The 24,024-nt window shown below is 28.0% G+C and carries 28 protein-coding genes; 5 read left to right on the plus strand and 23 right to left on the minus strand.

Annotation, left to right across the window (positions count from 1 at the left end):
• Positions 1-138: 138 nt before the first annotated feature.
• On the minus strand, positions 139-1,674 hold the full coding sequence (gene murJ, locus CS899_RS07850) for a murein biosynthesis integral membrane protein MurJ (protein ID WP_164995894.1): 1,536 nt from the start codon (positions 1,672-1,674) through the stop codon (positions 139-141).
• Between the two features lie 118 nt (positions 1,675-1,792).
• Between murJ and CS899_RS07855 the strand changes: the two genes are divergently transcribed.
• Positions 1,793-2,296, plus strand: coding sequence for an ECF transporter S component (locus CS899_RS07855; protein WP_100065640.1), 504 nt, complete (start codon positions 1,793-1,795; stop codon positions 2,294-2,296).
• On the opposite strand, the gene CS899_RS07860 is transcribed toward CS899_RS07855, so the two are convergent.
• From CS899_RS07860 to ftsE, 7 genes are all read right to left on the minus strand, one after another.
• Positions 2,289-3,104, minus strand: a complete 816-nt coding sequence (locus CS899_RS07860) for an XdhC family protein (protein WP_100065641.1) — start codon at positions 3,102-3,104, stop codon at positions 2,289-2,291. The genes CS899_RS07855 and CS899_RS07860 overlap by 8 nt on opposite strands.
• 8 nt (positions 3,105-3,112) lie before the next feature.
• Positions 3,113-3,919: a selenium-dependent molybdenum cofactor biosynthesis protein YqeB gene (yqeB, locus tag CS899_RS07865; protein ID WP_100065642.1), complete on the minus strand. Its 807-nt coding sequence runs from the start codon at positions 3,917-3,919 to the stop codon at positions 3,113-3,115.
• Positions 3,909-4,490: a molybdenum cofactor cytidylyltransferase gene (gene mocA, locus CS899_RS07870; RefSeq protein WP_100065643.1), complete on the minus strand. Its 582-nt coding sequence runs from the start codon at positions 4,488-4,490 to the stop codon at positions 3,909-3,911. The genes yqeB and mocA overlap by 11 nt, the downstream gene beginning before the upstream one ends.
• Complete coding sequence (yqeC, locus tag CS899_RS07875) at positions 4,480-5,187, minus strand: selenium cofactor biosynthesis protein YqeC (protein ID WP_164995895.1); 708 nt, start codon at positions 5,185-5,187, stop codon at positions 4,480-4,482. Before yqeC ends, mocA begins: the two co-directional genes overlap by 11 nt.
• Positions 5,188-5,272: 85 nt before the next feature.
• Positions 5,273-6,562 (minus strand): murein hydrolase activator EnvC family protein, encoded by a 1,290-nt coding sequence (locus tag CS899_RS07880; RefSeq protein ID WP_100065645.1) that lies wholly within the window; start codon positions 6,560-6,562, stop codon positions 5,273-5,275.
• 15 nt (positions 6,563-6,577) lie between these two features.
• Entirely contained in the window at positions 6,578-7,477 is a 900-nt protein-coding gene (gene ftsX, locus CS899_RS07885; protein ID WP_100065646.1) for a permease-like cell division protein FtsX, read from the minus strand.
• Complete coding sequence (ftsE, locus tag CS899_RS07890; RefSeq protein WP_100065647.1) at positions 7,464-8,147, minus strand: cell division ATP-binding protein FtsE; 684 nt, start codon at positions 8,145-8,147, stop codon at positions 7,464-7,466. Before ftsE ends, ftsX begins: the two co-directional genes overlap by 14 nt.
• A gap of 173 nt (positions 8,148-8,320) precedes the next feature.
• Between ftsE and CS899_RS07895 the strand changes: the two genes are divergently transcribed.
• Both CS899_RS07895 and CS899_RS07900 read left to right on the plus strand, forming a co-directional pair.
• Positions 8,321-8,887 (plus strand): 5-formyltetrahydrofolate cyclo-ligase, encoded by a 567-nt coding sequence (locus CS899_RS07895; protein WP_164995896.1) that lies wholly within the window; start codon positions 8,321-8,323, stop codon positions 8,885-8,887.
• A 12-nt stretch (positions 8,888-8,899) separates the two neighbouring features.
• Entirely contained in the window at positions 8,900-10,087 is a 1,188-nt protein-coding gene (locus CS899_RS07900) for a coenzyme F420-0:L-glutamate ligase (protein WP_100065649.1), read from the plus strand.
• Between the two features lie 23 nt (positions 10,088-10,110).
• Here CS899_RS07900 and CS899_RS07905 read toward each other — a convergent pair whose 3' ends face one another.
• From CS899_RS07905 to CS899_RS07915, 3 genes are read right to left on the minus strand one after another with little or no spacing between them, the layout of a single operon-like run.
• Positions 10,111-10,911, minus strand: coding sequence for a metal ABC transporter permease (locus tag CS899_RS07905; protein ID WP_100065650.1), 801 nt, complete (start codon positions 10,909-10,911; stop codon positions 10,111-10,113).
• Positions 10,892-11,599, minus strand: coding sequence for a metal ABC transporter ATP-binding protein (locus CS899_RS07910; protein WP_100065651.1), 708 nt, complete (start codon positions 11,597-11,599; stop codon positions 10,892-10,894). The genes CS899_RS07905 and CS899_RS07910 overlap by 20 nt, the downstream gene beginning before the upstream one ends.
• Complete coding sequence (locus CS899_RS07915; protein ID WP_100065652.1) at positions 11,589-12,515, minus strand: metal ABC transporter solute-binding protein, Zn/Mn family; 927 nt, start codon at positions 12,513-12,515, stop codon at positions 11,589-11,591. Before CS899_RS07915 ends, CS899_RS07910 begins: the two co-directional genes overlap by 11 nt.
• A gap of 83 nt (positions 12,516-12,598) precedes the next feature.
• Between CS899_RS07915 and CS899_RS07920 the strand changes: the two genes are divergently transcribed.
• A complete protein-coding gene (locus CS899_RS07920) occupies positions 12,599-13,015 on the plus strand; it encodes a Fur family transcriptional regulator (RefSeq protein ID WP_100065653.1) in 417 nt (138 codons plus the stop codon).
• A 15-nt stretch (positions 13,016-13,030) separates the two neighbouring features.
• Here the strand turns inward: CS899_RS07920 and CS899_RS07925 are convergent, their stop codons facing one another.
• From CS899_RS07925 to CS899_RS07950, 6 genes are all read right to left on the minus strand, one after another.
• Positions 13,031-13,870, minus strand: a complete 840-nt coding sequence (locus CS899_RS07925; protein WP_100065654.1) for a fumarylacetoacetate hydrolase family protein — start codon at positions 13,868-13,870, stop codon at positions 13,031-13,033.
• Positions 13,871-13,878: 8 nt separating this feature from the next.
• Positions 13,879-14,685: a glutamate racemase gene (gene murI / locus CS899_RS07930; protein WP_164995897.1), complete on the minus strand. Its 807-nt coding sequence runs from the start codon at positions 14,683-14,685 to the stop codon at positions 13,879-13,881.
• A gap of 9 nt (positions 14,686-14,694) precedes the next feature.
• A complete protein-coding gene (ispE, locus tag CS899_RS07935; protein ID WP_100065656.1) occupies positions 14,695-15,531 on the minus strand; it encodes a 4-(cytidine 5'-diphospho)-2-C-methyl-D-erythritol kinase in 837 nt (278 codons plus the stop codon).
• 64 nt (positions 15,532-15,595) lie between these two features.
• Entirely contained in the window at positions 15,596-15,835 is a 240-nt protein-coding gene (locus tag CS899_RS07940; protein WP_422879624.1) for a Veg family protein, read from the minus strand.
• 162 nt (positions 15,836-15,997) lie between these two features.
• Positions 15,998-17,365, minus strand: coding sequence for a magnesium transporter (gene mgtE / locus CS899_RS07945; RefSeq protein WP_100065658.1), 1,368 nt, complete (start codon positions 17,363-17,365; stop codon positions 15,998-16,000).
• A 190-nt stretch (positions 17,366-17,555) separates the two neighbouring features.
• Positions 17,556-17,840 carry a hypothetical protein gene (locus CS899_RS07950; RefSeq protein WP_100065659.1) on the minus strand — a complete coding sequence of 95 codons (285 nt, stop codon included), beginning with the start codon at positions 17,838-17,840 and terminating at the stop codon, positions 17,556-17,558.
• 137 nt (positions 17,841-17,977) lie between these two features.
• Between CS899_RS07950 and CS899_RS07955 the strand changes: the two genes are divergently transcribed.
• A complete protein-coding gene (locus CS899_RS07955; RefSeq protein WP_100065660.1) occupies positions 17,978-18,163 on the plus strand; it encodes a DUF1858 domain-containing protein in 186 nt (61 codons plus the stop codon).
• Between the two features lie 60 nt (positions 18,164-18,223).
• On the opposite strand, the gene CS899_RS07960 is transcribed toward CS899_RS07955, so the two are convergent.
• The 6 genes from CS899_RS07960 to metG form a co-directional block, all read right to left on the minus strand.
• Positions 18,224-19,156 (minus strand): homoserine O-succinyltransferase, encoded by a 933-nt coding sequence (locus CS899_RS07960; protein WP_100065661.1) that lies wholly within the window; start codon positions 19,154-19,156, stop codon positions 18,224-18,226.
• 88 nt (positions 19,157-19,244) lie between these two features.
• On the minus strand, positions 19,245-19,475 hold the full coding sequence (locus CS899_RS07965; protein WP_100065662.1) for a glutaredoxin family protein: 231 nt from the start codon (positions 19,473-19,475) through the stop codon (positions 19,245-19,247).
• A gap of 50 nt (positions 19,476-19,525) precedes the next feature.
• Positions 19,526-20,386 (minus strand): 16S rRNA (adenine(1518)-N(6)/adenine(1519)-N(6))-dimethyltransferase RsmA, encoded by an 861-nt coding sequence (rsmA, locus tag CS899_RS07970; RefSeq protein ID WP_100065663.1) that lies wholly within the window; start codon positions 20,384-20,386, stop codon positions 19,526-19,528.
• Positions 20,376-20,912: a ribonuclease M5 gene (gene rnmV, locus CS899_RS07975; RefSeq protein ID WP_242491892.1), complete on the minus strand. Its 537-nt coding sequence runs from the start codon at positions 20,910-20,912 to the stop codon at positions 20,376-20,378. The genes rsmA and rnmV overlap by 11 nt, the downstream gene beginning before the upstream one ends.
• A complete protein-coding gene (locus tag CS899_RS07980; protein WP_207204775.1) occupies positions 20,902-21,681 on the minus strand; it encodes a TatD family hydrolase in 780 nt (259 codons plus the stop codon). Before CS899_RS07980 ends, rnmV begins: the two co-directional genes overlap by 11 nt.
• Before the next feature lie 8 nt (positions 21,682-21,689).
• On the minus strand, positions 21,690-23,648 hold the full coding sequence (gene metG / locus CS899_RS07985) for a methionine--tRNA ligase (RefSeq protein WP_100065665.1): 1,959 nt from the start codon (positions 23,646-23,648) through the stop codon (positions 21,690-21,692).
• Positions 23,649-24,024: the final 376 nt, after the last annotated feature.

Consider the following 24,024-nt stretch of genomic DNA (forward strand, 5'->3'; position numbering starts at 1 on the left):
ACTCTAAAGTTTCTTGTCAACTTTTTTTCTTACCTTTTTATCTACTTGTTTTAAGCAATTAAAAAGGCACTTTCTTAAGTGCCTCTTTATATTATCAACTTTTTATTCTCTTGTCAATATCTTTTTTCTTCTTATTTTTTATCTTTTTCTTATTTTTTCTATAACAGTATTTACTTCTTCTATCTTTAATCTATATATGGCTAATATATAAATTAACATACCTAATCCTATTGATAAAAATGTACTTAATATTAATTTTATAGTTCCTTCCCCTAAAACTTTAATGCTACCAGTATAGGTGATAAATACTACTATTCCCATTAACAATGATGCTATTAGTACTTTTATAAATGTGATTGCCAAATCTTTAAATCCTATATCTTTAATTTTGTTTTTTAATCTAAGTATCAATATTAAGCAAGTTATTATCGCTGATAAACTACTAGCTAACGCTAATCCTTTATATTCAAATTGTTTTACTAGAATCAACGCAAATGCTATATGTAAAACAACTGTTATTATTTGATTTTTAAACGGTGTTATTGTATCTTGAAAGCTGAAGTAAACTTTATTTAAATATATTTTTATTCCATTTGCAACCATACCTATTGCATAACAGATTAATGCTGTTTGCGTTAATACTGTGTTTTCTCTAGTAAATTCTCCTCTTTCAAACAATAGTATAACTATCGGTTCAGATAATACTATTATCCCTATAGTTGCTGGCACTAAAAATAAAAGCATTGTATTTATTCCGTTTTTTATATATTTTTTTATAAGTTCAAAGTCCTTTGAGTTGAATGCTTCTGATAATGTTGGATATACTACCGTAGCTATCGTTGCTACAAACAAATTTAATATTGATCCAAATAGATTATATGATGTATTTAATACCGATATTCTTCCAGCTTTTAATGTTGAACCTATTGTATCATTAAATATTATGGATATTTGTGCTATCATTTCATTCATTATCATAGGAATTAAAAGTATAAAAGTTTCTTTTATATGATTATCTTTGTAATTTAACTCTATTGAATATTTAAATTTGTATTTAAACATAAATAATATTAAAAATATCGCTTGTAATATAGCACCTATAGTCGTTATCCAAGCTACAAGTTCAATACTTGAATTTTCTCCAAATATGTACAAAAATATGAAAAATGCTAAATTATTTATTATCCCTACTGCTGCAAAAGGTCCAAATGAATAATTAGAGTGCAAGTAAGCCCCTACACAAGATACAACTCCTAAAAACACAACTGATGGTGCTATTATCCTAACCATTCTTACTGTTAAATCGAATTGCTCTCCTGTAAATCCTACCGCTCTTATTTTAACAAGTATTGGCGCAAAAATTATAACTAATATAGTTAACAATATATCTATTATTACTACATAATTTAAAATTTTACTAAAATACTTATCTTTGTTTTTTATTCCTTCTTTTTCTTTTACTTTTGACATTATAGGTATTAACACTAAATTAATTGTCGTATTGATGACAAACGTACTTAATAAAGCTGTCCTGTATGCAATATTATAAGCATCCGTTACTTCTGTTTGTCCATAGAAAAAATTTATTATTGACTGCCTTATTATCCCCATAAGCTTAGATAACAAACTAATTACAAGTATAATAAACGAAGATTTTGCTATATTATTTTTCATAATTCCTCCAAGGTATAGAAAAATTGTAACACATTTGACATTTTTCTCAAATCTCATATTTGATATGTTATAATTTTTATAGTAAATTCAATTAAATTACAATTTTAAGGAGGTGCTTATGAAAACAAAAAATTTAGTGTATTCCGCTTTATTACTATCTCTGGGAATTATTTTACCTTCTTTAACACATACTTTAGGTCCTTTGGGTACGGTAGTTTTACCTATGCATATACCTGTATTTCTATCAGGAATTATAATAGGACCTATGTATGGAGCTTGTATAGGATTAATGTTACCTCTTTTAAATCATTTTATTTTAGGTATGCCTCCTATTCCTATGCTTTACATAATGATTTTTGAATTATTGACCTACGGAATTATCTCTGGACTCGTATTTAGAAAAACTAACAATGTTTTAATTTCTTTGTTAGTTTCAATGATTTCAGGTAGAATTGTCGGTGCTTTAATAGCCTTCATTTTATTTTATATTTTAGGTTTATCTAAAATATCTCCTGTCTTTTGGATATATGGTTCAATAATAACCGGTTTGCCAGGAATTATAATACAATTAATCTTAATACCTATAATTTCAAATGTTATAATAAAAAACAAAGCTAAGTAGCTTTGTTTTTTATTTCTATTTTTCTAAATTCACCTTTCAAATTATTTTTCACTTTCAATATTTCAGATAATATTGAAATTCCTATTTCTTCAACAGATCCATCCGAAATATCTAATCCTATTGGCAAATGTATATTATTAATTTTTTCTAAACTATATCCTTCTTTTAATAACTGTTCTTTTACTTCTATTGCTTTTTTCTTACTTCCTAGCATTCCCATATATTTATATTCTTTATCTATTGTAACTCTTGCCGCATCTAAATCATGAAGGTGTCCTCTAGTTGCCATTACAATATATGTCGTATCAGCATTAAACGAAAGATTTTGAACGACTTCTTTTGGAGTTCCTACCAAATATTCAACTATACCATCAAAATCTGAATTATTTTTAAATTCTTCTCTATCGTCGACTACATATACTGCAAAATTACAATTAACTGCAAATTTCGCTAATTTTTGCGAACAGTGTCCACCACCAAATATAATTAGTTTATTTTTTGGTACAAAAATTTTTACAAATCCTGAAGCTTGACCACCACAAGCCATTTTCAATTCTCCTTTTTCCGTTAAAGAATAATCAAATTTAAAATTCTCATTTTTTTTCATAGCTTCTAAGCTTCTTTTTATAAGATCATATTCTATAGCACCACCTCCAACAGTCCCAATAGTGCTCCCATCTTCAAATACTCCCATTATAGATCCCTCTTTACCTGGAACTGAACCACAATTGGACTCCAAGATTATTAAAGCCGCTTTTTCTCCTTGCTCGGCAACTTTTCCTATTTTAGATAATACTGTAGCTTCCATTAATCCTCCTATATATTTTTAGCATTTTTTAATATTAATATCGCTTCTAGTACACTGCCGCCTATTGCTCTAGCTTTATCTGATATAGTAAAACAATTGTCCTTCTCTTTTATTCTAGGATCTATATCAGCTATCTTTAAGCCTTTATATACTTCAAACCCTTCATTTATTAATCCTCTTAATACGCCAGATATTTTTGCTATTACATCCATATCTCCTATTTTTGCAATAACTTCTCCTTGTTCGACAATATCTCCCAATTTTTTTATATGCTCTATTTCTCCACTACTTTCAGAATAAATTACTCTTTCTGTTGTATATCCTCCTATAATTCCTGGAATACCTGTGTTCTCTTCAGCTTCACCTTCAAATACAAGCCTTCCTAAATTATGTCCTCTGTTAGTTTCAATTACTATATCAGCATCTTTTCCTGCTATAAATCCAGGTCCTAATGCTATTTTCCCTATAGCCTCCAATTTTGTAAATCCTATATTCTTTTTAGCCAATATGGCATCTACTAAATAATTTGGTTTAAATATATCTATATAATCACCTTTTGGATCAACAACTACAGGGACATTATCTTTTTCCCACGTTAAAAATATATCCAATTCATTTTCGCATTTTACTGCCTTAAAATCCTCTATTTTGTATTCTTTATTATATAGTGCAGTTGAAACAGCAACAGTTCTTCTTATAGTTGTAGGTTTTTCTATTTCTAGTACTAGTACTCTGAAACCGCTTCTATGTAATCTTTGAATTGTACCAGTTGCAATATCTCCTCCACCTCTTACTATTACAATTTCACCTTCCATATTTTCTCCTAATGCTTTCATAATCTTCTAATGTATCTATATCAATATTCTCATCATTATTTATGTCGATTTTTTTTATTACATGAGTATTTTCTTTTATTATTTTTCTTCCTCCACTATCTCCTGTTAATTTTAATAAATCTTCTCTGAAATAATTTGGAAATATAACAGGATTCCCTTTAATTCCATCATATACAGGAATTATTATTTGATTTTCATATTTTTTATACGCATCTAATAATTTTTTTATCGTTTCTAAACTAATCATGGGTTGGTCTGCCACAAAAAAAATATAATCATTTTTTTTATTAGTATTATTTACTCCAATTTTTATTGAACTAGATTGTCCTTTTGAATAATTTTTATTATATAGAATCTTATATCCTAATCTTTTAGAGTAGTCTTCTATTTCTTTAAATCTTGTAACTACTATTACTTCTTCAAATTGAATATTTTTTATTGTATCAAAAATATATTCAAATATCATTTTACCATTTAATTCCAATAATAGTTTGTTTTTCCCCATTCTTTTAGATTCCCCAGAAGCTAAAATTATACAACTAATAGCCATAGTACTCTCCTGTTATCGAGCTACCATAAATAAAATTAATTTTTTCATAACATTTATTTTTTAATTCTAATATAACTTTCCTCGCTAATAATTTATTTTCTTCTTTATCACATTTATTAAGTAAAATATATTTTTCTTTAGCTGAACCTTTAAATATACCATTTTTTGCATTAATAATCTTTAATATACTTTCAGTATCAAATGTCTTTTTACCTATTCCTACAATCTCCATGAAAATTTTTCTGTTAAAAATTTCTATTTCATCTAATTTACAACCATATAAGTTAAAAGGTATGATTCCTAATGTTTTGTTTGAACTTTCTAATATAATAGGCTCTTTTTTTCTCCATCCTTTTAGTGGCATTCTTTTAGATCCGTCCGCTTCAATTATAATAAAATCAAATTTATCTTTTATTTTTAAAATATCTTCTTCTATTATACCTGTAAATTTTTCTTGTTCTACAGTACTTCCAGACAAATAATTATTATTTTCTATTTTCATTTTTCTTAGTTCACTAAATTTTTCTACCTGTATTACATCTTCTATTTCATTTATCCCTATTTTAGCACTAGTAGTAAGCAATACTTTATTTCCGTTCAATTCTTTTGCCAATTTATGAATAGTGGTTGTCTTTCCACCACTTCCCACAACTGAAAGGATATCTCCTTTTTTTAACTCCAACAATTCACTTAACAAAATATCCTCCGTTGTTTTTACAAAAATATAATACATTAATTTTAGCATAAAAAAAACAGACTATAAAGTCTGTTTTCATTATTTACTATCTTACATAATTTAATGGGTTTGTATGAGAACCATTAACTCTTACTTCAAAGTGTAAATGTGAACCAGTTGAATTACCAGTTGAACCCATTGAAGCTATCGTTTGGCCTTTACTAACTCTTTGTCCTACTGATGCTCTGAAACCTGAAAGATGTGCATAGTATGTAACTATACCATTGTCATGTTGAACTTTCATCAAGTTTCCGTAACTTCCACTATAAGAAGCTGATATTACAGTACCGCTTTCAGCTGCAACTATTGGCGTTCCTAAAGGTGCTGGAACATCAATTCCCATATGGAATGATGATTTTCCACTTATAGGATGAATTCTATAACCATATCCACTAGATACTCTTCTTGTGGAAGGTACTGGCCAACCTAAAGTTCCACTTCCTAAGTCATTAGATACTGAAGGTGATGATTCTTTATTAACATTTGAGCTACTACTTGAACCATTTCCTTTATTTTTTGAACTACTTCCAGAATTACTACTTTGAGACTTTTGTTTTGACTCTGTAGCTTTTCTCTCAGCCGCTCTTTTTTCTTCAGCTTTCTTAGCTTCTGCTGCTGATTTTTCCTTAGAAATATTTCCATCTAACCCTTTTATTTCTGATTCTAATTTATTTATTTCCTCTTGTGTTAAATCTTGTTTCTTAATTGCATCATTTATCAATTCATATTTACTAGCTTTTGCGCTTTGTAGCTCAGAATTTTTAGAATCTAGATTTCCCTTAGCTATTTCTAACGCTAGTTTTTGACCATCTAATTCGTCTTTTTTTGCATCTAATTCTATTTTATCATTCTTCAAACTGTTAATAACATCTTTATCATGTTCAGTTAAGAATTTCATAGTAGATACTTTTGAAAGCAAGTCATCAACGTCTGATGATGAAAATACTATATCCAAGTAACCAACTTGGCTATTTTGGTACATAACGCTTGCTCTTTCTTCAAATTCTTTTTGATTTTCTGCAATATCCGCTTCTAAAGAAGCAATTTCAGCTTCAGTCTCTGCAATTTGGCTCTCTAAACCAGATATTTGTGCTTTTAAATCACTTATTTGCGATTCGATTGCAGATATCTCTGAGTTAATGCCATCTACTTCACCATATAAAGTGTTCTTTTTAGATTCTAATTCATCTATAGATGTTTTTAACTCGTTGACTGAGCTTTCCTTAGTAGACTTTTTATTTTCTAATTCAGTTATTGTGTCTGCATATGATACAGTCGTCAAACTAACTGAAGATAGCAATAATAAAGCTACCATTTTCTTTTTGCTAAAACTCAATGTTTCAATCCTCCCTTATACTTTCAAGTACTTCCTTATTGATAACAATGAACCTATTATACCAATTCCTATTCCTAAAGTCAAAAATATTATCAATATATTCACATACATAAGTTCCATTGGTATCAAATACCCTGCTACAATTTCTTCAAAAACTCCTGCAAATTTTTTGAATAAAAAGTCATATCCAAAATATATTGCCAAAAAAGACAACCCAGATCCTATAAGTCCAAATATCATACCTTCAAATATAAATGGTCCTATTATTACAGGATTTGTTGTTCCTATATACTTCTTAATTTGTATTTCTCTTTTCCTTGCAACAACTGTCAATTTTATAGTATTAGATATAATTAAAATTGATATTACTACTAACGCTACTACAGCAGCTGCTCCACCTAATTGAACGTATTTAGATATTTTTAGTACACGCTCTACTGTATCTTTATAATAGTTTATGTTGTCTACACCTTCATAATTCTTAGCTTCAACTACAAATTCATCGGCTTTTGATATATCACTAAGTGTTATTACAAAAGAATTTGGCAATGCCTTTTCCATTCCTTCAAATAGATACGCTTGATCATCTTTCAAAGTTTTTTTGTATTCTTCAAGAGCTTCTTCTTTAGATTTAAACTTCACAGATTTTATATATGAATTTTGATTTAATGTACTTTCCAAAGCATTTTTCTGTTCTTCTGTACTATCCTTCTTCATATATATTACTATTTCATCAACCTTAGTCTCTAAATCCATTATATATTGATTTAAAGTTAAACTAGAAACTAATATAACTCCTAAAATAATTAAAGCCAACATAATAGAGATTACAGATGCAAACCCCATACCTCTATGTTTCCACAAGCTTTTAAATCCTTCGCCCAATGTGGCAAAAAATACTCTAATTTTCTTCATATTTGCCACCTACTTCATCTCTTACTATTTTTCCTCTATCTAAACGAATAACTCTCTTGCACAAATCATTAACTATATCATTTTCATGTGTTATCATAATGACTGTTGTACCATCTTTATTTATTTCAACTAGTAAGTCAGCTATTTCCCTTGAAGTCTTAGGATCTAAATTCCCTGTTGGTTCATCTGCTATTATAATTTTAGGTTTCACGATTAATGCTCTTGCAATACTTACTCTTTGCTGTTCTCCACCAGATAACTGATGAGGATAAGACTTTTCTTTTCCAACTAATTTTACACTCTTTAGCAACTTAGGTATTTCTTGTTTTATATATTTTCTTGAATATCCTAAATTTTGCATCACATACTGTAAATTTCCATATACAGTTTTATTTTCTAATAGTCTAAAATCTTGAAATACAACACCTATTTGTTTTCTTATTATCGGAATTTTTCTATTTCTAACTTTAGTAATATCTTCATCAAATAAATATATCTTACCTGAATCAGGATTTTCTTCCTTTAATATAAGCTTTATAAGTGTCGATTTACCAGCACCACTTTCGCCTATTACAAACACGAATTCTCCTTGGTCAATTTTTAAATCAACATTATCTAAAGCTAAGTATCCTTTTTTGTAGCTTTTGCTAATTTCTTTAAACTCTACCAATACATCACCTCTACAGTCAATTTATATTATAACACATGATTGATAGTTTTATTACATATAGTTACAAAAAGGTTACAAAAAATTAATTTTTTGTAATACTCTTGTAATTCAAAAATATAAAAGCTGATTTTTCCTTCATTTAGCTGTATAATTATGATGTAGGAGGTGGAATATTGGAGAAAAAAATTCTACGTAAAAAAATAATTAATAATAGGGATTTATTAGATATTGATTGTAAAGAAAAATTAGATAATTTGATTTTAAATAACTTAATGGAACAAAATATTTTAGAAAATTATGAAAACATTTTCTGTTATGTCAATTTCGGCTCTGAAATAAATACTTTTCCAATAATGGAATTTTTATTACAAAATCGTAAAAATTTATATGTTCCCTATATCGATAAAAAAAATAACTTAATGAAACTATCACTAATAAAAGACTTAAAAAGCGATTTGGAACCAGGATATTACAATATCCCCGAACCTAAAAATTTTTTAAGGAAATCGGTTGATAACAATATTATAGATTTAGTAATTACGCCTGGAGTAGCTTTTACAAAAAACAAATACCGAATGGGCTATGGAGGCGGATTTTATGACAGATTTTTTGCAAGTTTGAAAAAATCTCCCTTAAAAATTGCTTTAGCTTATGATTTCCAAATAGTTGACGAATTGCCAATAGAAGTTTATGATATTCCTGTTGATATTGTAATCACAGAAAATCAAATAATTAAATAATTAGGAGGATTTATGACTAGAAACATAGGAACAACTGCAAGAGGTTTAAGAGCTCCAATAATAAAAGAAGGCGATAATCTATATGAAATTATCGAAAAAATATTGGATGATGTCGTAAAAAATGACAATATTAGCTTAAACGATATGGATGTTCTAGCTATTACAGAGTCTTTGTTAGCAAGAGCACAGGGTAATTACGTAGACATTGATAAAATTACTAAAGATCTAAACTCTAAATATAATGAAACAATAGGCGTTGTTTTCCCTATTACTAGTAGAAATAGATTCTCTATAATAATGAAAGCAATAGCAAATACAGAAAAAAAGATAAAAGTATTTTTAAGTTATCCTTCTGATGAGGTTGGAAACTCTTTGTTTGATAAGTCTTTACTTATCGGAAAAGATATAAACATTTACAAAGACACTTTATCAGAGAAAGAATACCGTGACTTAGTTGGTGAAGGAGCTACTCACCACTTTACAGGTGTAGATTATGTTAAGTTATACAAAGATTTTGCTATAAATGACAACATAGAAATATTTTTAACTAATAATCCTAATGATATATTAAATTATACTGATGAAATTTTAGTAGCAAATATACACGAAAGAGACTATCTTAAAGATTTATTTAAACGTTTAGGAGCGAAAACAGTTTATAGCCTTGCTGATATTATGACAGAGTCAATTGATGGCAGTGGATATAATTCTCAATATGGACTTTATGGTTCAAATCTTTCAACTGATAATTCTATAAAATTATTCCCTAGAGATTCTCAAAAATTTGTTGATGGATTTCAAGAAATTTTAAAGAAAAAATATAATAAAAATATCCAAGTAATGATTTATGGTGATGGTGCTTTTAAAGATCCAGTTGGAAAAATATGGGAATTAGCCGATCCTGTTGTTTCCCCAGGATATACTTCAGCCCTAGAAGGTACACCAAATGAAATTAAAATAAAATATATTGCTGATGCAGATTTAAAAGGTTTAAATGAAGCCGAAGCATCAGAAGCAATAAAAGATAGAATTAATAAGAAAAGCGATAATTTAGTTGGAGATAAATCTTCACTAGGTACAACTCCTAGACAATTAACTGACTTACTAGGTTCTTTAAGTGATTTAATAAGCGGTTCAGGAGATAAGGGTACTCCTATAGTATTAATCCAAGGATATTTCGACAACTATGCATCAAACTAAAAATAAGCGTACTTAATGTACGCTTATTTTTTTATTATTAATTTTATTATAATGTCTAATACCAAAGCTATTACACCTATTAAAACAATAGCTCCTCCAGGTTTTATGTTTAAATAAAACGATATTAGTATCCCTGTTACTACATATAAAACACCTAGAATAACGGAAATTAAAACCGTTTGATTAAATGATTTTGCCAACCTAATAGCTAATGCTACAGGTAATATCATTAGAGAAGATATCATTAATGTTCCTACAACTCTTGAACCTATCGCAATAGTTAGGGCTGTTAAAAGAGTAAATATAAAATTTATTTTTTTTACTGGAACACCGGATAATCTTGCACTTGATTCGTCAAATGTAATATAAATTAATCCTTCATACATTAGTAAATAACATGTAATTACTATTATAGCTACTACTATAACTAAAATCATTTCTGTGTTAGAAATAGCAACTATACTTCCAAATAAAAAAGATTCTAAATTTGCAGATCCTGGAATAAAATCTGATAAAACTGCTGCAAGTCCTATTCCAAAACTCATAATTACAGCAGTAGATAAGTCTGTCCCCCTTGGAAATTTCGTTCTTAAAAACTCCATAAAAAAAGCTGCAAATATACAAACTATTATTGCACCTATAATTGGGTTAATACCAATAATTAATCCCAAACTAATACCAGTTAAAGAAGTATGTGAAAGGGCATCTCCTACCATAGAATTTCTTTTATTTACGACTATTGTTCCTATTGCGGGTATTATTATGGCTATTATTAAACCTACAACTAATGCTTTAACCATAAAATTATATTGAAAGATGTTCATAATTAACCTCCTCCAATTCATTAAGTTCCTCATTCTCTATTTCAATTATTCTATTAAAATATTTTTTTGAAAACTCTAGTTCATGTGTTACAACAACTATTGTTATATTATGATTTTTATTTAAATGCTGTAAAATATTAAATAATACCTCTTTACTATCATAATCTACCCCAGCAGTAGGCTCGTCAAATATTAATATATCAGGATTGTTTACCAAAGCTTTCGCTATTAAAACTCTTTGTTTTTCTCCTCCACTCATAGTATTAAAATTGTAATTATATCTGTCTGATAACCTTACTGATGCTAGTGCATTCAATGCCTTATTTTTGTGTTCAGATCTTGGTATTTTAAATATTTTCATTTCATCATACAAATTTAATTTAACTATCTCTAAAGGAGTAATAGGAAACGCTATTTGATTTTCCATATTTAACTGTTTAACATACCCTATTTCTCTTAAGTCCGATTTTGAACATACTGCAATATTATTTATTTTTACACTTCCAGACTTCGGTTTTAATTCCCCTAATATTAGCTTTAATAAAGTTGATTTACCTGAACCATTAGCACCTATTATGCCTAAGAAGTCTCCTTTATATATTTCTAAATTAGCCTTATTAATAAGAAATTTGTCATATCCAAAGCTTAAATCTTTTATTTCTATTACTTTTTCTAGTTTATCTCTCAAAAGATTTCTCCAAATTTTCTAGATTCTTATACATTATACTAATATAATCATCATTATTTTTTTCTTGCTCATTTGTTATTTTTTCTAATGTACACAACGGTAAAACTTGCCCATTAATTTCACCAGCTATCGTTTTAGCAATTTTGTCTGAATCTCCATATTCATAAAATATCGTGTTAATTTTATTTTCTTTAGCTTCGTTTACAATTTCTGCCATTTTCCCTAAATCTGGTTCATCTGTAGAGTTTATCCCTTCTATAGCTATTTGATTTATCTCATAATCTCTTCCCAAATAATTAAATGCTTCATGAGGAACTACTATAGACTTATCTTTAATTCTGGAAAGTTTATTTTCATAGTCTTTCTCTAAATTTTCCAATTTAATAACTAACTCATTAAAATTTTCTAAGTAGTATTTTTCATTATCTTTATCTAAATCTACTACCTTTTTATAAACATTTTTTGAAATTATTTTCATATTTTTAATACTAAGCCAAATATGTGGATCAAAATCTCCATGATTATGAGATTCACGCAAATCTTTATCGTGATCGTGTTCTGTTAATTTTATTAACTCTATACCTTCATTTACTTCATGTATTTCTCTACTTCCTATAGTATTAACAACTGAATCTACCCAGCTTTCCATTCCAATTCCGTTTATTAAAATTAAACTTGCATCTTCTAATTTAGCCATATCTTTAGGTGTAGGCTCCCAACTATGAGCATCTATATCATTTGGTATTATATTTTCTACATTTATTTTATCTCCCACTATATTTGAAGTAACATAATATATTGGATAAATACTTGTATATATTGTGGGTTTGCCACCTTTTTCTTTATTAACATTTTTAGAAGTACAAGATGTTAATAAAATCATACATACCATTAAAACACTAATGATTTTTTTCAAAATAACCTCCTAATGCATATGATTTGCATTTGCATTATATTATAAAATAAACTATAATTATTGTCAACGAAAGGTAGTGCTTTATGGAAAAACTTTTACAAGATAATAATTTAAAAATAACAAAAATTAGAATAGCCATTCTGGAGGAATTATTAAAATTAAATGTTTCTATAACTGCTGAAGAACTATTTGAAATTATAAGTAAGCTTCAAAACGTAAATTTATCAACAATATATAGGAATTTAAAAATTTTAGTTGAAAACAACTTAATACTAAAAGTCACAGAAATTAACGGAGAAACTTACTATAGATATAATAAACAGGAACATATACACCATTTAATTTGTACAAATTGTCATGAAGTCTTACCTCTAGAAGATTGTCCTATACACGACTTAGAACATAAACTAGAATTAAAAACAGGTTACAATATAGTTAGTCACTCATTAGAGTTTAGAGGACTTTGCCCTAAATGCAAAGAAAAAACTCGTCTAAAATAATACTAGATGAGTTTTTTATATGAATTTATTTTCTAATTTTCCTATATTTTCTATTTCAAGCTCAACAATATCTCCCTTGTTAATATACCTAGGAGGATTAAATCCTTTACCTACTCCTGAAGGAGTTCCTGTTGCTATAATATCTCCTAGTTCTAAAGTCATAGTTTTACTTAAATCTTCAATAATTTCTTCTATTGATATTATCATTTTAGATGTATTTGAGAATTGCCTCATTTCTTTATTTACAAAAGATTTTAGTTCCAACTTTAATGGAAATTCAAACTCATCAACAGTAACTATACAAGGGCCTAATATACTATACTCATCAACACTTTTACCTCTATACCACTGTTTATGATGATTTTGCAAATATCTAGAGGATACGTCATTAAAAATTGATAATCCAAAAATATAATCTTTAGCATTTTTTCTTTCTATATTTTTACAATTTTTAGAGATTATAGCTGCCAATTCAACTTCATAATCGACTTGATTGTCTATTTCATATATTCCCTTTATTTCTTCTTTATGCCCTTTTATTATACTAGCTCTTTTCCCAAAATAATTAGGCACAAATTCTTCTGTTGTATCTCCACCGAGTTCTGAAATATGATCTACGTAATTTTTCCCAACACAAATAATATCGTGTATAGGCTTTTCTATAGGAGAAAGTATTTTTATATCTTTTTTATTTCTAAAATCTTGTGAAATTATACCTTTAATTTTTCCACTATTATTAAAGCCGTCTTCTAACAAGTCTACAATATTATTATATTTGCTTATTTTCTGTATTTTATTGCCTACTTCTATTCCAATTTCTACAATATTATTATATAAATATCTATACAATCTCATATTATCCCCTAATCGAATTCCTTTTTATAAACTTCTTTTAATTTTTCTCCCATATGCTTTGAACCATCTTTTCTAAACTTGTCTATGTTTCCACTTGCATAAAAAATATTTGTAGGTATTTTTTTATTTAAATTCTCCATATTATTCTTTTCAAGAAAATATTTTACTTCAATTGACAATTCAACAGCTGGATTTATAAATTCAATATCATCTCTAAATGCCTTTTGTATATCTTCTACTATATAAGGATAATGAGTACAACCAAGTATCATAGTGTCTATGCCTATATCTCTATCTTTATAGTAATCTAAATACTCTTTTATAACATCTTGCACTTCTTTTGTGCCTTCCATATTATTCTCTATAAGAGGTACAAATTTGGGACAAGCAACAGAATATACAACAGCATCTTTTTTCTCTTCTTTTATTTTCTTTTCATATAGACCACTTTCTACTGTAGATTCAGTAGCTATAAGTAGTATTTTATTGTTTTTTGTCTTTTCAAGTGATGATCTTGCTCCTGCATTTACCGTTCCTAAAATTGGTATATCTACGGTTTCTCTTAAATAATCTAGAGCTTGTGCTGTAATGGTGTTACAAGCAATTATTATTAATTTAACATCTTTTTCTATGAAAAAATCTACTATTTCTTTAGAATATCTTTTTATAGTTTCTTTATCTTTTGATCCATATGGAAGTCTTTTAGTATCTCCAAAGTATATGTAATCTTCATTTGGTAACAACTTCTTTAGTTCTCTTAAAACTGAAAGTCCCCCAAGTCCTGAATCAAAAACTCCAATAGCTCTATTATCCATTTTCATCTCCTAAATTGTTTTAGTTTTTAAAACAAATTTATACTTATCTTTTATTTTTTCATAAACTCTGTTTATATCACTCTCATTTTCAAATATCCCAAATACTGAAGCTCCTGAACCAGACATTAACGATATTTTTGCACCTAATTCATACATTTCGTCTATTATATTTTTTATCTCGGGACATACTGTTACACTAACTTCTGTCATTGTATTATAGTATACCGATTTATTAAAAATTTCTCCCAAATTAATTGATTCAATTAATTTATTTATATTGCTTTTTTTACTTAGCTTTATATTGTCATAAACATACTTTGTACTAACTTCACACCCACTATTAACTAGCAATATATCTAGGTTTTCAAGATTTTTTAACTTAGTAAATTTATTTCCTATTCCTTCTGCTCTAACAGTTCCTTCTTCAAAAAAATAAGGTATGTCTGCCCCTATTTTTGAGCCTATTTCCATTAATTTTTCACAACTTAAATTTAAATTCCAAATTTCATTTACTTTTTTCATAAAATAAGCTGCATTAGAGCTTCCTCCTGCAAGGCCTGCTGCTACTGGAATATTCTTTTCAATATACACGTTCAAACCGTGATCATTCTCTTTATATTTTCTTAAAATATCCCACACTTTGTATATTAAATTATTTTTGTCTGTTGGAACTTCACTTTTGTTACACTTTATATTTAATAAGTTGTCGTTTCTTTTTTCTATTTCTATTATGTCTTTTAACTCTATCAGTTGCATTATAGTATCAATATTATGATATCCATCTTCTCTTTTATTTAATACATCTAAAGATAGATTAATTTTTGCATATGAATTAATTTTATACATACTACTCTCCATTATATAATAATTTATTATACCACAAATAAAAAAACGACTTACGTCGTTTCTATTAGAATAGTTTTAATTCAACTGTTGATGTTAAAAGATCTGAATATGTGTATGATACTGTTCTTTCTTGATCAAATTCATTTGTAATTTTTACTGTAAATAAACTTGGGAATACATCTTCTATTATACCTGTTTTAGTAGTGATTTTATTTCTACCTTTATCAGCTTTAATAATCACCTTTTTCCCAATATTTTCTTGTATTTGACCTTTTAAGTATTTTAAATTTATAGTACTAGACAATAATACCCCTCCTTGACGAAGCATTTTTAACTACATTATTAAATATATCATATTTTATATATTTCGTCAAGTTAACAAAATATTGTACGATATGTAGGAATTAAAGTCAATACTTTTTGTTATATTTTTTATCCTAATTTTAGATGTCTTTTTTGGTTTTTTCTATACAGGTAAAAATACTTTTATAACATTAAAATAAATTAAAAGACTCACTGAATCTACTAAAGTACTAATCATCGGTCCAGCCATTATAGCAGGGTCTATTTTTAGTTTTTTTGCAATTATAGGTAATGTTCCCCCAACCATTTTGGCAAAACATATTGTAGCTATTAAAGATATAGATATAATTAATGCATAAATTACATCTAATTTATCGTAAATAATATTTTTTGCAAAATTTACAATAGCAAGTATAATTCCTACAATGATTGCTATTCTAAGTTCTTTAAACATAACTTTATACCAATCTTGTATCTCTATTTCTCCTGTTGCAAGTCCACGAATCACAGTAGTTGAAGACTGGTTTCCCGAGTTACCTCCAGCTCCCATTATCATAGGAGAAAAGTTATATAACGCAGAATAATAAACCAATAAGTAATTGTAATGACCTATTATGCCACTTGTAAAAGCAGATGATATCATAAGTATAAGTAGCCAATTTATTCTTCTTTTAGACAAATACCATACAGATGAATCCATATAATCTTCCTCATCTGGTGCCATAGCCGCCATCTTTTGAAAATCTTCTGTTGTTTCTTGTTCAATAACATCAAGTATATCATCAACCGTAATTATTCCTGTCATTCTTCCTTCATTATCCACTACTGGAAGAACCATGAACCCATACTTTCTAAAAACTTCTGCTACATGCTCTTGGTCATCGTGTGTATTAACATATATAACTTTTTCGTGTATCAAATTTCCAATTAAAACATCTGGTTCACTTAATACTATATCTCTTAAAGATACAAATCCTATTAGTTTTTTAGATTCATTTGTAACATAACATGTGTATACTGTTTCTTTGTTTAAACCAGTTAACTTGATTTTATTTAGCGCTTGTTCTACCGTTAAGTGCTTCTTTAGTTCAATATACTCTATAGTCATAAGACTTCCTGCACTATACTCTGGGTATTGTAAGAAGTCGTTAATTACTTTCCTTTTACTCGGGTCTGTTCTTGCTAATATTTTTTTTACTATTGACGCAGGCATCTCTTCTATCATATCTACCATATCGTCAATATTTAATTCATTTATGATATTATCTAACTCTGTATCTGTAAAAGCTTGTAGTAATTGCATTTGTTCTTCATTTTCTAAGTATGAAAAAACTTCAATTGCATCATCTTTAGTAAGTAATCTAAAAGTTAGTACAGCATCTACTGGATTTAACTCTTCAATAAAGTCCTTTATATCTACAGGATTATACTTAGCTAAATTACTTTTTAATTTTTTATACTCTCTATTTTCTAGATTTTTCTTCAAATCTAAAAAATGCATATCTTTTTGTTCTAAATAGCTATTTTGCATAACCCTCACCTCTTTAATAAGTTTTAAACAATTTATTATAAAATACCTATCTTATATTCTATCATAGTAAACATATCTATAAAGTATTTTAAGTCCTTTTAATATTGTAATAGTAAAAAGAAAAAAATGCTAACAGAAACAGCATTTATATATGTTTGCTTCTATTAACATTTTACATTTTACTAATATCTTACGCTTTATCTTTAGTTTCTATATTAAAACCTTTTGCAAATCCCTCAGTTATATAATCCACCATTATTTTATCATAATAGCCGTCTAATTCACTATCCATAAGAAACTTATAATCCTCTGTTGCATACTCCGTTTCTTTTTCTTCCTTATCTCCAGCCATTATTGTAAAAACTATATCACAACAAGAGTAACTTCCTGGCACTAATTTTACATATTCTTTCCCTGATGTTTTTAAAATATCATCTATTTTATTTTTTGCATCGTTTGTAAGTTCTATCTTCATAATTGTTCCTCCTAAATTTAATCTTCTTATGTATTTATACCTACTATTTCAATAATTAATCTTAATTTAAGTAATTATTGATTTTTAACCCAAATACAGATATTATATATATGAGTAGTAAATTAAGGAGGAAACCTATGAAAATTACTAGAGATATGTTAATTGGAGATATCATTAGAGCTTACCCTGATTCTATCGAAGTTCTTTTACAAAATGGAATGTCTTGTATTGGATGCCCTGGAAGTCAAATGGAAAGCCTAGAAGAAGCTGCAATGGTTCATGGTTTAGATATCGAAAAATTAATGTCAGAATTAAACGCTTAATCTTGGGCACTTTTATAAGTGCCTTACATATAAATTAAAAGCACCTAAACAGGTGCTTTCTTATTTTTTAATTTCTTTTTCTTGAATTCTATCCAGAATAAACGGTGTATCTTGATATACACAACAATTTAGCCAATTCGAAAAAAATAAATTGCTATGTGCCTTCCACTTTATAGAAACACCATCTTTTGGATTGTCATTTTTATAATAATTAACAGGTATATCTATATCTAGTCCCTTTTTGACATCTCGCTTATATTCTCTATCTAATGTATAAGTATCATACTCACCGTGACCTGATACAAAAATAAATCTATTGTCTTTAGTCGCTGCCATATGCATACCAACTTTGTCTGACGAAGCTAAAATTTGTATGTCGTCTATTTTTTTCATATCTTCAATACTTGAGTATGTATATCTAGAATGTGGAACATAAAACGATTCGTCAAAACCATTTGTAAGGATTGATGTTTCTTTTAATTCAACTTCATATACTCCAAATAGTTTTTCATCCATTTGCTTTTTATTTATTCCATAATAATGATATAAAGCTGCTTGAGAAGCCCAACAAATAAACAAAGTAGAAAATACATTTTTTCTTGCAAACTCCATTATTTCTACCAGCTCTTTCCAATAATCAACTTCTTCAAAATCCATTAGTTCTACTGGAGCACCAGTTATAATCATAGCGTCGTATTTTTTGTTTTTTATTTCATCTATTGTTACATAAAACTTTTCTAAATGTTCTTTATTTGTATTTTTACTTTCATAGCTCATCGTTCTAACTAAGTCCACTTTTACTTGTAAAGCTGTATTAGAAATCCTTCTTAGTAACTGAGTTTCTGTTTCTACTTTTGTTGGCATTAAGTTAATTATTGCTAATTCCAATGGTCTTATATCTTGTGTCAAAGCTCTTTTCTCATCCATAACAAAAATTCTTTCTTTCTTAAGAATTTCACTTGCTGGAAGATCATTTGGTACAATAATTGGCATGTTTACTCCTCTCACTTCTATATTATAATTTTAGGTAAAATAAAACAGGAGATCATACAAATGTATAATCTCCCGTCTATATTTATTCTTATAATCCTAGTAAGCTTTTAAGTTTTGGTTCATCAAAACCAACAATTTCTTGATCGTCTACTAAAACTACTGGAACACCCATATGTCCCATTTTCATTAATTCAGTTCTTGCACTCGCATCTTTTGAAATATTTTTTTCAGTAAATTCAATATTATTTTTATTTAAAAAATCCTTAGCCGCTACGCAGTATGGGCAAGTATCGCTTGAATATACAGTTACATTAGCCATTTAAACCTCTCCTTTCAGTTACGTTTTATTAATACCCTCTAAATAATTTTTTAATCATAGTTTAATTTTTTAGTTATATTAACAAAATCTTCTAAAGTTAGGTTTTCAGCTCTGTTATTTGTACTAATGTCTAATTCATCCAATATTTCTTTCAAATCATCTTTATTTATCTCTAAAAATCCTGTAGTTAAAGAATTCAAAATATTTTTTCTTCTTTTAGTAAAACCTGAACGTATTAATTTAAACAATAATTCTTCATTTACTCCATAATCCTTATCTTCTAACACCAATTTTACAACTGCACTATCTACTTTAGGACTTGGCATAAATATTTGTTTAGGAGCTTTCGCTATAATCTCTGCATTTGAATTATAATTCATATATATAGAAAGACTTCCATAGTCTTTATCTTTTACAGAAGCTACCATTCTCCTAGCTACTTCTTCTTGAACCATTACTGTTATAGACTCTATACATTCTTTAGTTTCTATTAAATACTCTAATATTGGAGTTGTTATATAGTACGGTAAGTTTGCAACAACTTTTAATTTTCTTTCGGGAGAAAATTTATCTTTTATTTCTCTTATATTCTCTTTTAAAATATCATTGTTTATAATCTCTACATTGTCATAGTCTTTTAGAGTATAATCTAAAACTTCTATTAATCTTCTATCTTTTTCAACAGATATAACCTTTTTAGCCTTCATAGCAAGTTCTTCTGTTAAAGTTCCAAAACCTGGACCTATTTCCAAAACTACATCATCTTTTGTAATATTTGAACCTTCTACTATTTTTCTAATAATATTTCCGTCTATTAAAAAATTCTGTCCTAGAGCTTTAGAAAATGAGAAATTAAATTTATCTAAAATTTCTTTAATGTAACTAGGTTGATATAATCTATTATTCTTCAATACTTTTTAATACCTCCTCAAGTTTTTCTCTAGAGATATTAAAATTATTAAGCTTTTTTAAAAACTGTTTTGAGTTTCCATACCCTATTGCTAAATTGTCCCCTACAAATTCTCTTCTTTTTTTAGAGCCTTCACCTGTAAGTCCATAATATACCATATCGTCAAAATCAAATTCTTTTCTTGCATTTTCATAGGTAATTTTTGCATTTTCTAAAGCTTCTAATATATCTTCTGGCTTTGCATTTTCTATTCCTATATCACCTTTTTTAGTGGCTTTATCTTGAGGTAAATATGCATTTTTTACCCCTCTTACATTTCTATTAATTATTTTTCTAATTCTTTCTCCAGCGTAATCTGGATCCGTAAGAACTATTAAACCTTTCTCTTTTTGTGCTTTTCTTAAAACTTTAAAAAGGTCTTTTCTAAAATGATATCCCCCTGTAATAATAAGCTCACAATTACATGCTCTTTTAACAGCTTCAACATCATCTCTTCCTTCTACTACTATTATTTCTTTAATCTTCAAAACTAACCCCTTCTAGTTTAAATAGATTTCTAGCATTTTCTCTACTAGCTTCTATTACATCTGAAACAGGTACGTCTTTTAATTCTGCAATAGTTTCTGCTACATATTTTACATACTTAGGTTCATTTCTCTTACCTCTGTTTGGAGTAGGTGTTAAATAAGGAGAATCTGTTTCTATTAATAATCTATCCATAGGAATATTTTCTGCAGTTTCTTTAACATTTTTTGCATTTTTAAAAGTCACAGGTCCTGCAAAAGAAATATAATATCCTAAGCTCATATATCTTTCTGCCATTTCTAATGAACCAGAATAGCAGTGCATCACTCCTATTACTTCTCCTTTAAACTCATTTAATATATCAAAAGTATCACCATAAGCATCTCTTGTATGAATTATTACTGGTAGGTTTAATTCTCTTGCAAGTTCTAGTTGCTTTTTGAATACTTCTTTTTGCTTATCTCTTGGGCTGTTATCATAATAATAATCAAGTCCTATCTCACCTATAGCAACTGCTTTATCTTTTATCGCCATATTTTTTATTTCATTGTATATTTCTTCACTAAAACTCTGTGCATCGTGAGGATGAACTCCAACTGCTGGAAATATAAAATCATATTCCTTCGATAGTTCTATTGCTCTTTTGCTGGATTCTAAGTCTGCTCCTGGATTTATAACATAAGCTACTTGATTTTCCTTAAGCTCTTTAATTATGTTTTCTCTATCATAATTAAATTTTTCATCATCCAAGTGAGCATGACTATCTATCATAAATTTCATTACGATACGTCAGCCCCGCTTTCTATATCTTGTAATGTACTTAATAAAGTTAACTCTTCACCTTTATCTGCCGCTAATATCATTCCATTTGATTCAACACCTCTTAATTTAACAGGCTTTAAATTAGTACAAACTATAACTTTTTTTCCTACTAAATCTTCTGGTGAATACCATTTCTTTATTCCTGAAACTATTTGTCTAACTTCTTCTCCAAGTTTAACTTTAAACACTAAAAGCTTATCTGCTTTAGGGTGATTATCAGCTTCTAATATTTCACCAACTTTTAATTTTACTTTATCAAAATCATCTATTGTAATAAACTCATCTTTAATTTCTTCTTTATTTTCAATTTTTTCTTCAGACATTCCTTTTTCCTTTTTTCTTTCTTCTATTAATTTATTGTTTTCTTCTTCAAGTCTTACTAATTCTTTTTTAATATCTAATCTTGGGAATAAATTTTCTGTTTTCTTCACTTTTGTTCCTACCTTAGTAAGACCAAATTTTCTTGCATCTTCCCAATCTAAATTTTCTAATCCAATTTGAATTTGTATTTTTTTAGCAGTATCTGTTATAAATGGACTAATCAATATATTAACTATTCTTAAACTGTCAACTAAATTATATAAAACTGTTGAAAGTCTATCGTAGTTTTCTTCTTTACCTAATATCCATGGAGCTGTTTCGTCTATATATTTATTAGTTCTTCTAATTAACTTCCAAATACTTTCTAAAGCGTTGTTAAAACTAAGCTCGTCTATATGTTTTTCTACCTCTACCACAGTATTTTCTGCAAGAGATATTAACTCATTGTCTACATCTTCTTTTATAACAGGTTCTTTAACTTCACCATTAAAGTATTTTTCTACCATAGTAACAGTCCTTGAAACTAAATTTCCTAAATCATTAGTCAAGTCTGAATTTATACGTTGTAAAAACTTTTCATTTGTGTAGTTTCCATCATTTCCAAAAACAAATTCTCTTAATATGAAGTACTTTAGTGCATCTACTCCATATAAATCTATTAATGGTTCAGGATATACAATATTTCCTTTAGATTTGCTCATTTTATCCTCATCAAATAAAATCCATCCATGAGCAAATACTTCTTTTGGAACATCTAAATCTAATGCCATAAGTAATGCTGGCCAAATAATTGCATGAAATCTTACAATTTCTTTCCCAACTAAATGAACATCTGCTGGCCAATACTTATTAAACTTTTCTTCGTCAACACCATATCCTATACCTGTTAAGTAACAAGATAACGCATCTATCCACACATAAATAACATGCTTATCATCAAAAGGAACTTTTACTCCCCAATCAAAACTATTTCTTGTAACAGATAAATCATCTAAACCATCTTTCAAGAAATTATTTATCATTTCATTTTTTCTCGACTCTGGTTGTAAAAACTTTGGATTTTCTTCAAATAATTTTAATAACTTATCTTGATATTTAGACAATCTAAAGAAATAAGATTCTTCTTCATGATAGTGCACTTCTCTTCCACAATCTGGACACTTACCATCTACAAGTTGTGCATCTGTCCAAAATGACTCACAAGGAGTACAATAATTACCTTTATATACAGATTTATATATTTCTCCCTTATCATATAGTTTTTGAAATATATCTTGTACATTTTTCTCGTGCTGCTTGTCTGTAGAACGAACAAAAGCATCATAATTGATTCCAAGTTTTTTCCATAACACTTTAGCACTTTCTACTATAGGGTCAATGTACTCTAACGGTGTTTTTCCTGACTCTTTAGCTTTTTCTAATAACTTTTGTCCGTGTTCATCTGTCCCTGTTGTAAAGAAAACATCATATCCTTGAATTTCTCTTATTTTTTTCAAAGTATCTGCAATTATAGTTGTGTAAGTATGTCCTAAATGTAAATTATCACTTGGATAATATATTGGTGTTGTTAAATAATATGGTTTTTTACTGCTCATTTTATCGTCTCCCTTGTATTATAATTATAATTCTAAAAAATAGCTTATTCCTTTTTTCTCTCTTTAGCGATAGTAATATGCTATATCAAACATCAAAAAAATATTTTTTGTAACAAATTTAAACCTACAACTACACTCTTTATGAGTATGTACATCATAATGCGACCTTAACATCAAGTCACAAATTTGGGTTTCGCTACATCTGACCTACATCACCTTGTATAGAATACAGTTGCATTAAATCATAAAAAAACCTTCATCTCTAATAGAGACGAAGGTAATATTCGTGGTACCACTCTAATTCAACCTGATACAATCAAGTCCTCATTATCATAATAGACTCATGGTTCATCTTCCCAATACATTTCCTTTGCTT

The sequence above is a fragment of the Miniphocaeibacter massiliensis genome (genome assembly GCF_900232905.1).
Classification (GTDB): Bacteria; Bacillota; Clostridia; order Tissierellales; family Peptoniphilaceae; genus Miniphocaeibacter; species Miniphocaeibacter massiliensis.